6 protein-coding genes are annotated in these 6,576 nt (G+C 56.3%); 1 reads left to right on the plus strand and 5 read right to left on the minus strand.

The features are described from left to right. The first annotated feature begins 194 nt into the window (after positions 1 to 194). Positions 195 to 986: a manganese catalase family protein gene (locus VGE80_RS09990; protein WP_440592559.1), complete on the plus strand. Its 792-nt coding sequence runs from the start codon at positions 195 to 197 to the stop codon at positions 984 to 986. A 367-nt stretch (positions 987 to 1,353) separates the two neighbouring features. Here the strand turns inward: VGE80_RS09990 and VGE80_RS09995 are convergent, their stop codons facing one another. From VGE80_RS09995 to VGE80_RS10015, 5 genes are all read right to left on the minus strand, one after another. Beyond that, entirely contained in the window at positions 1,354 to 2,625 is a 1,272-nt protein-coding gene (locus VGE80_RS09995) for a DUF1501 domain-containing protein (RefSeq protein ID WP_440592560.1), read from the minus strand. 246 nt (positions 2,626 to 2,871) lie between these two features. Next, the gene (locus VGE80_RS10000; protein ID WP_440592561.1) at positions 2,872 to 4,467 is read right to left on the minus strand and encodes a GTPase family protein; all 1,596 of its coding nucleotides are present in this window, start codon (positions 4,465 to 4,467) and stop codon (positions 2,872 to 2,874) included. A 31-nt stretch (positions 4,468 to 4,498) separates the two neighbouring features. Then, positions 4,499 to 5,545 (minus strand): hypothetical protein, encoded by a 1,047-nt coding sequence (locus tag VGE80_RS10005; protein ID WP_440592562.1) that lies wholly within the window; start codon positions 5,543 to 5,545, stop codon positions 4,499 to 4,501. Between the two features lie 3 nt (positions 5,546 to 5,548). Then, positions 5,549 to 6,046: an anti-sigma factor family protein gene (locus tag VGE80_RS10010; protein ID WP_373651586.1), complete on the minus strand. Its 498-nt coding sequence runs from the start codon at positions 6,044 to 6,046 to the stop codon at positions 5,549 to 5,551. A gap of 36 nt (positions 6,047 to 6,082) precedes the next feature. Beyond that, positions 6,083 to 6,576 (minus strand): RNA polymerase sigma factor (locus tag VGE80_RS10015; RefSeq protein ID WP_440592563.1); only part of this gene is annotated, 494 nt, incomplete at its 5' end.

A 6,576-nucleotide genomic window follows, 5' to 3' on the forward strand; every position in this document is an offset into this window, starting at 1 on the left:
ACCAGAGATCCATCTAGTCGAGGTGCAGTTTAGCGTCTCCTGTCGCCGATGACCCAGGGACATGTTCAGCGGAGCAGTTTCAAGCTGGCTCCGCGGCGCACCAGTTGCAAGTAGTCCAGAGTTGCGTCATCCGCCTGCAGCGATGTCTGCTCCGTCGATGTGCCCACTCTTCCTCTAGACCCAAGGACCCCGGTATGTACCATCACGTCAAGAAACTCATGTACACAGTCGACGTCGGCACTCCTGACCCCCGTTTCGGCAATATGCTGCTGGAACAGTTCGGTGGCGCGAACGGCGAATTGGCTGCCGCAATGCAATATTCCATCCAGGGAATGAACTGCGATGATCCGGCGCTCAAAGACCTGCTCATGGACATCGGCACGGAAGAGCTTTCCCACCTGGAGGTCATCGGAGCTCTCGCACGATTGCACCTCAAACCGATGAAGGAAGCGCGGGAGGCTGCGGAAGCCGACCCGCTGGTGGCCATTGCGGGGGGAGGCGGGGTCTGCCTGTTCAACTCACAGGGAAATCCCTGGACGGCGGACTATCTGAAAATTACTGGCGAGCTGGATGTCGACCTGCGCAGCAACATCGCCGCGGAAGCGCGAGCGAAAATCGTTTACGAGCGACTGATCAATTTCTGTGACGATCCCGGCACGAAGGACGCCCTGCAATTTCTGATGACGCGCGAAATCACCCATCTGAAAGCGTTCACCCTGGGGCTCGAAAGTCTGGGTAAGAACTATCTGGACATCGGAGTGATCCCGCCATCGGAGGAAGTAGTGAATGTCTACTTTAACGACTCCACCGGCCAGGGAGACGAAGGGGAAACAGACAGCACTGGTCCCTGGAACGAAGGGGACGAGTGGGAAGTCGTTGAATCGCCGGCGTTCGAAGATACTTCCCGGCAGGACCAGGTGAAGAATCTTGCCCGACAGCGAAAGACTCGTACGGCAAAGAGTCTCAACGGACGGAGCAAACGCTGATGCGGACGATTGGTCCCTGAATCCCGGTGCATTGCTCGCCCGTTACTCATCGTCTCATGATTGGGACGCGGGATTAAAGCAATGCCTCAGCTCAGCGTGCGGAAGATCCCCCTTCACGGAGGGGCTGCACAACTCTTCACTGTTCCACATCACAATTCGGAATAGTGGGCGGTAAGGTTTGGTGCGGCGGGGGATTCTTGGCCCGGAGTCGGAACGATTGGAGCTTTCCATGGTGCAGGTTTCACCTATCATCGGGGCGCGCTAAAGCACTCTTCCCGCCGACAACGTGATGATGGAGAGTTCCTCTGTCTCTCGGTGCGAATCAGAAGGTAGGTGTGCCCCCATGCAGCAAAGGGGGGGGCCTGGGTCACACCCATTCCCTGATCAGGTTGCCTTCGATCAGGCGCACTGGGCGGCCGTCCGGGCTTTGGACGTGTAGATCGAGGGGCAGGCCAAGCTTGTGATAAATGGTGGCCACCAGGTCTTCACTGAAGTACTGGTTGCGAATTGGCTGACCCCCTTCGTCATCGGTGGCACCGACGACACTCCCGCCAGGGACTCCGGCACCGGCCATGACAGCGAAACCCGCGGAGGCCCAGTGGTCACGGCCGCTGGCGGAGTTGATCTTGGGCGTACGACCGAAATCGGTGAGCCACACGACGAGGGTTTTCTCCAGCATTCCCCGCTGCTCAAGATCGATCAGCAACTGAGGCAGACCCTGATCGATTCGGGGGAGCAGATGGCCTTTGAGCGCGCTGAAGTTGTTCTGATGAGTATCCCATCCCCCGTCCGAAATCGTCACGAAGCGAACACCGGCCTCGATCAATCGACGGGCCAGCAGGCACTTTTGCCCGAACGAGTTTTTACCGTATTGTTCGCGTAGTTTCGGGTCTTCCTTGTCGAGTTCAAATGCCTGACGTGTCTCCTGTGCGGTGATCATGTCGAGTGCGGTCTTATAGTTTTCATCCAGTGCATCGAAGTCAGTTGGCTGGACGCTCGTGCTTCGCTGCAGCGAATCGACCATCCCCAGAACGCGTTTACGCCGATCGACCCGTTCGTTCGTGATACCACTTGGCGGCGAGATGTCGCGAACCACGAAATTCTGGGCATTGGGATCCGCAAGGATCTCAAACGCATTGTGCTCCAGTCCCAGGATGCCCGCTTTCCCGCCACCAAAAGAGCGATCGACGGCATTGCCCAATTGAATGAACGGGGGCATCGCCGTTTTGAAACCCATCTGGTGGCTGACGACGGACCCGATGGTGGGGTAGTGCATGGCAGGATTAAATGGACGTCCCGACATGACGTGCTGGTCAGCCACCCCGTGACTGCCGTTCATGGGGTTCCAGCTTCGCAGCAACCCATACCGCCCGATCTCTTGCGCCATGCGCGGCACAATCTCTGTAAACTGCACGCCCGGAATGGCGGTATCGATGACCCCATATTCCCCTTTGACATTGATCGGGGCCTGAGGTTTTGGGTCAAACGTGTCGTGATGACTTGTGCCCCCCTGGGTCCAGATCAGGATGCAATTGACATCTGACGAATTTCCACGTCCCTTTTTCTCTTTCGACTCGGCCTGTGCTTTTGCGGCGAGGAGATGAGGAAGTGAAAGTCCCAGTCCGCCCAGAGTGCCCACCTGCAGAAAATTTCGTCGCGAGAGACCGGTACAATTGCGATCCATTTCAGGACAAATATTCAGCAAGATAGACTCCCCTCGGTGGCAAGTTTGTCGCAGGGGCCCTGGTCAGAGAGTTTTCATAACCCTCCGCACTACGTCGGACCCGATCCGCGACTGCCAGTCTAGGCGAGCCGACGGGCTGATATCAAGAGACTCTTGCGCATCTTCAGACCCGTGCAGCCTGCCGTTTTCCGAAGGAAAAGCTCAATTCCCTTTACCGGTGATATTCGTCAACAGGTTACGAGCGACCTGATTGACCTGAGCCTTGATGAACCCGGGCGCCAGCTCTTTGATCTTTGTGCCGACTGACATCAACTGGTTTACGACCTGCCAGGCCCGCTGCTTGTCGTATTCACGGTGCAGTGACCGAACGAGTGAACAGGCTCGGGCTTCATCCAGCAGCAGCGTGATGGTCGGGAGCAGGTATTCCTCGATTCCAAAAACACGACCATTTTCGCGGTCACTGCAGACGGGAACGACGGAAGCGAGGCGGTCAGAAAATGTCTTCCGTACGAACTCCAGGGCGTCGCGGATATTCCGTTCTTTAGGGCGTTGTGGATTCTCCCAGGAATAGGGTGGCGCCCATTCCATGATGGGGCTGAGGCCATCGATCTTCGAGACGACGCCGACAATCGCCGGGGGCTTAAACCGATGACGTTCCCGAAACCACGTATCCAGTTGATCCAGAATCGCGACGTCGGCCTGCTTTGCCGGGGATCGCACATCCATCACTAGCAGCACGAGATCCGCGTTCTTGACCGCTTCAAAGGTTTCCGAGATCTGCTGTGCCGTTGCGCCTGAATCACTATAGCCCGGTGTATCGAGCAGGATCAGTCGATCCGAGTGCTCATTCATCCGCAGGTCGTAGCGTGTCACATCGCGTGTCAGGGGCAGGATATCAACGGCGGCCCGCTGTTCCCCCAGCATGCAGTTGACGAGGCTCGATTTACCGGCTTTAACCTGTCCGATGACGGCGATCGTCACAGTCACTGCATCCGGCAGGACGGTTGTCTGGTTGTCGGGATCCGTGACGGGAATCGGTTCCAGCCTGCGCATCGCAGCGCGGTACGCGGCGGATCCCCCTCGGAGACGTCCACTGTTGAGTTCAATCAGGTAGAAGCCCAGTTGCCGGATAAAAAGTGCGTAGAAGGTTCCCAGGATGTTTGTCTGAAGTTGTTCCGAAAGGGGATCGACAAACGCTTTGGAAACGGCAAAGCGTGCCAGACTGGTGGGATTCAGAATGACAGAGGCGAGCCAGCCGAAATTGTTCGCAGTCCGCCACCAGGCGGGAGCATTCGACAGCATCCGCCATTGTGAAACAGTGACGAGATGGCTTCCGGGAATGCTGTTACGGAGCGTCGATTCAAGATCTTCTGCCACCAGTTGAATCGTCGTCAATAGTTCGACGACCGATGCGGCTCCGAGAGGATCTTTCGCATTGGGGTGGTAGTGTTTCGCAAACTCCGTCGCCAGTTCGATCGATCGAGTCGTGTAGAACTGGGGATCCGCGAGCTGTGTGGCGGTGAAGTCAACCACTCGCTTCTGCTCGGCTTCGATGAGTGCCGCGGCGGCGTGATCGCGGGGCGTCCAGTGAATCTTCGAGCCAATCTCGGGAAGCGGCACCTGCACTGGTTTGGCAAAGCGGTGCAGCAGCCAGGCCGAAGTCCAGCAGACGGTGATCGTCCATGAGAGCCAGAACCAGTTCCCGGACACCCACAATAGCCAGCCACTCACCCCTGCAATCAGAATCAGTGGCAGCAGGACGAGCACAGAAAAAACGATAAACGGCCATCGAGACATGTTTGCTAGGTTCTCATCAGGAAGATTTGCATCACTTCTTCTGCCGGCTGCTGTTTTTCCTGGTTTTGCCGAGGAATCGCGGTGGTGGTGCGACTTCAAACCGTTCAAACAGCTCTTCAATCTGCTTGTGATATTCGGGAATCTGTTTGAAGTCGCTTAGTGCCTCCTCGCCCCGCAGTTCCATGGATTTTCGGATCAGGTAAATCTTCATGCGGGCTGCCGACTGATTCATGATCCATTCGCGTTCCGCCGGCTTCATCTCTTTCAAGATCTGAAGCTTCTCGTCCTCGGTAGGAAATTTGACTTCGTCACGAGCCTGTTTCATCACTCCCAAGAGCAGCATCCGGACCATGACGTCGCGTTTGGAGTTGGGATTCAGTTTGCTGAACGTCTGCGCCGTTTCCTTGTTGAGCGATCCAATCATTTCCTGAAGCAGTTTTTGTTCCGGCCATGTCTGATAGTCACCCCCTATCGACTGGACACTGGCGTGGATCAAAGGAATGAATGCCGCCAGATCCGGATTCTCGAAGGCGGGCTGCATGTGCTGTTTGTCGAGATCATCTGTCAGAACTTTCAGCACCGACTTCAAATCTTTGGGGACCAGGGCTTCGCGCTTCGTGAAGACTGTATTGAGCTGCTTGACGTTTTCGTCGGTCACGAGTTCCGCTGCGATCGGCGGATTGGATTCGACGGGCTCCCCCGGTTCTTCCTGTTCTTCCTTGAATTTCCGGACCAGAGCGAATCGATGTGAGAGGTTCGATTCCTTCTGAAGTTCATCCCGCTGAGTCGGCGTCAATGTCTGGACCCAGACGGAATAGGTCTGAAGCAGGGTTGTGAGATTCCCACCACTGGCCGCATCGGCTTTCAGTTCGCGATGAAGTTTGCGGAAGTGCTCTTTCTCGGCATCGCTGAGCTTGCGGAATTCGGCGATGTTGCGGTTGAGCCGATCCCGCTCGATGGGGGACATTTTTTGTAATTGATTGGCTCGTGACGCAATCAGTTGACGGTCCACTGCACGACATGGATGGGTCGCGATGAGTGTCAGCAGAGTCATCAGGAGGGGGACTCGAAATCTCATGACTTACTTCTCCTGCGGATCATCGAAGAGGCTGGACCGTTTCAATTCCCTGAGGAATTCGATGTCCTGGATTTCCTGATACTGGTCCAGATTCTCGATCGTTGGCAGATCCAGCAGCAGTTCGTCGTTCGGGTTGGGGATCAGATGCTGTGTGAGGTACAGGCCGAACCACGTACAGAGTGAGATCGACAGCAGCCACATGGCCGCGATCCCTGTCCGGCGAAGGTGAATAAACCAGGGCTGCTCCCGCAGGACAAACGGCTTTTCCAGTGCTTTCAGGTGCGACAGCGTCTTGTCCGCAAATTCAGGCGATGCATCAATCGTGGGCAGCAAGTCGAGTAGTTCCCAGGTCCGCGAGAGAGCTTCGACTTCATGACGCGCGACAGCGCTGTTCGCCAGTATCTGATCGATTTGCCGCACCTGCTCGTCGGGGAGTTCTCCGTCGAGATAGGCGACCAGATCCTCGCGTTGCTCAGCATTGAGTCGGACGGTCTTTTCCATGGTGCTTCTTGAAAACGCCGGGACGTAAAATGAGGACTATTTGCTCAGCTGCATATAAGGCGCAAGCGCGGTTCTGAGGCTATCTCGAGCACGAGAGAGAAGGGATTTGATGGCGGGAACAGACATTTCCATCGTCTCCGCGATCTCAACGTAACTCATCCCTTCAAACTTGTGCAGCAGGACGGTCAGTCGCTGGCTTTCGTTCAGTTCGGCCATCGCCTTCTGGACGACCAGTTGCAACTCCTGCTTGTCGACCTGGCGGGCAGGCATCAGGGCGGACTTGTCGGCGATTGCCTGGTCGCCCGGACCGACACTGGTCAGTGCGACCGAATCGCTGGCGGGAAGCTGCACTTCTTTTCGCTGGGACTTATGCCGGTGCGAGTTCATCGCCAGGTTATTTGCGATACGGAACAGCCACGTCGAAAAACGGGCTGTCGGCTGGTATCCATTACGGGCACGGTAGATCCGCAGAAAGACTTCTTGCGCCAGATCTTCTGCAGCTTCCTGGCTTTGCGTCATGTGGCGGAAGA

Origin of the sequence: Schlesneria sp., assembly GCF_036405755.1 — a bacterium.
Classification (GTDB): Bacteria; Planctomycetota; Planctomycetia; order Planctomycetales; family Planctomycetaceae; genus Schlesneria; species Schlesneria sphaerica.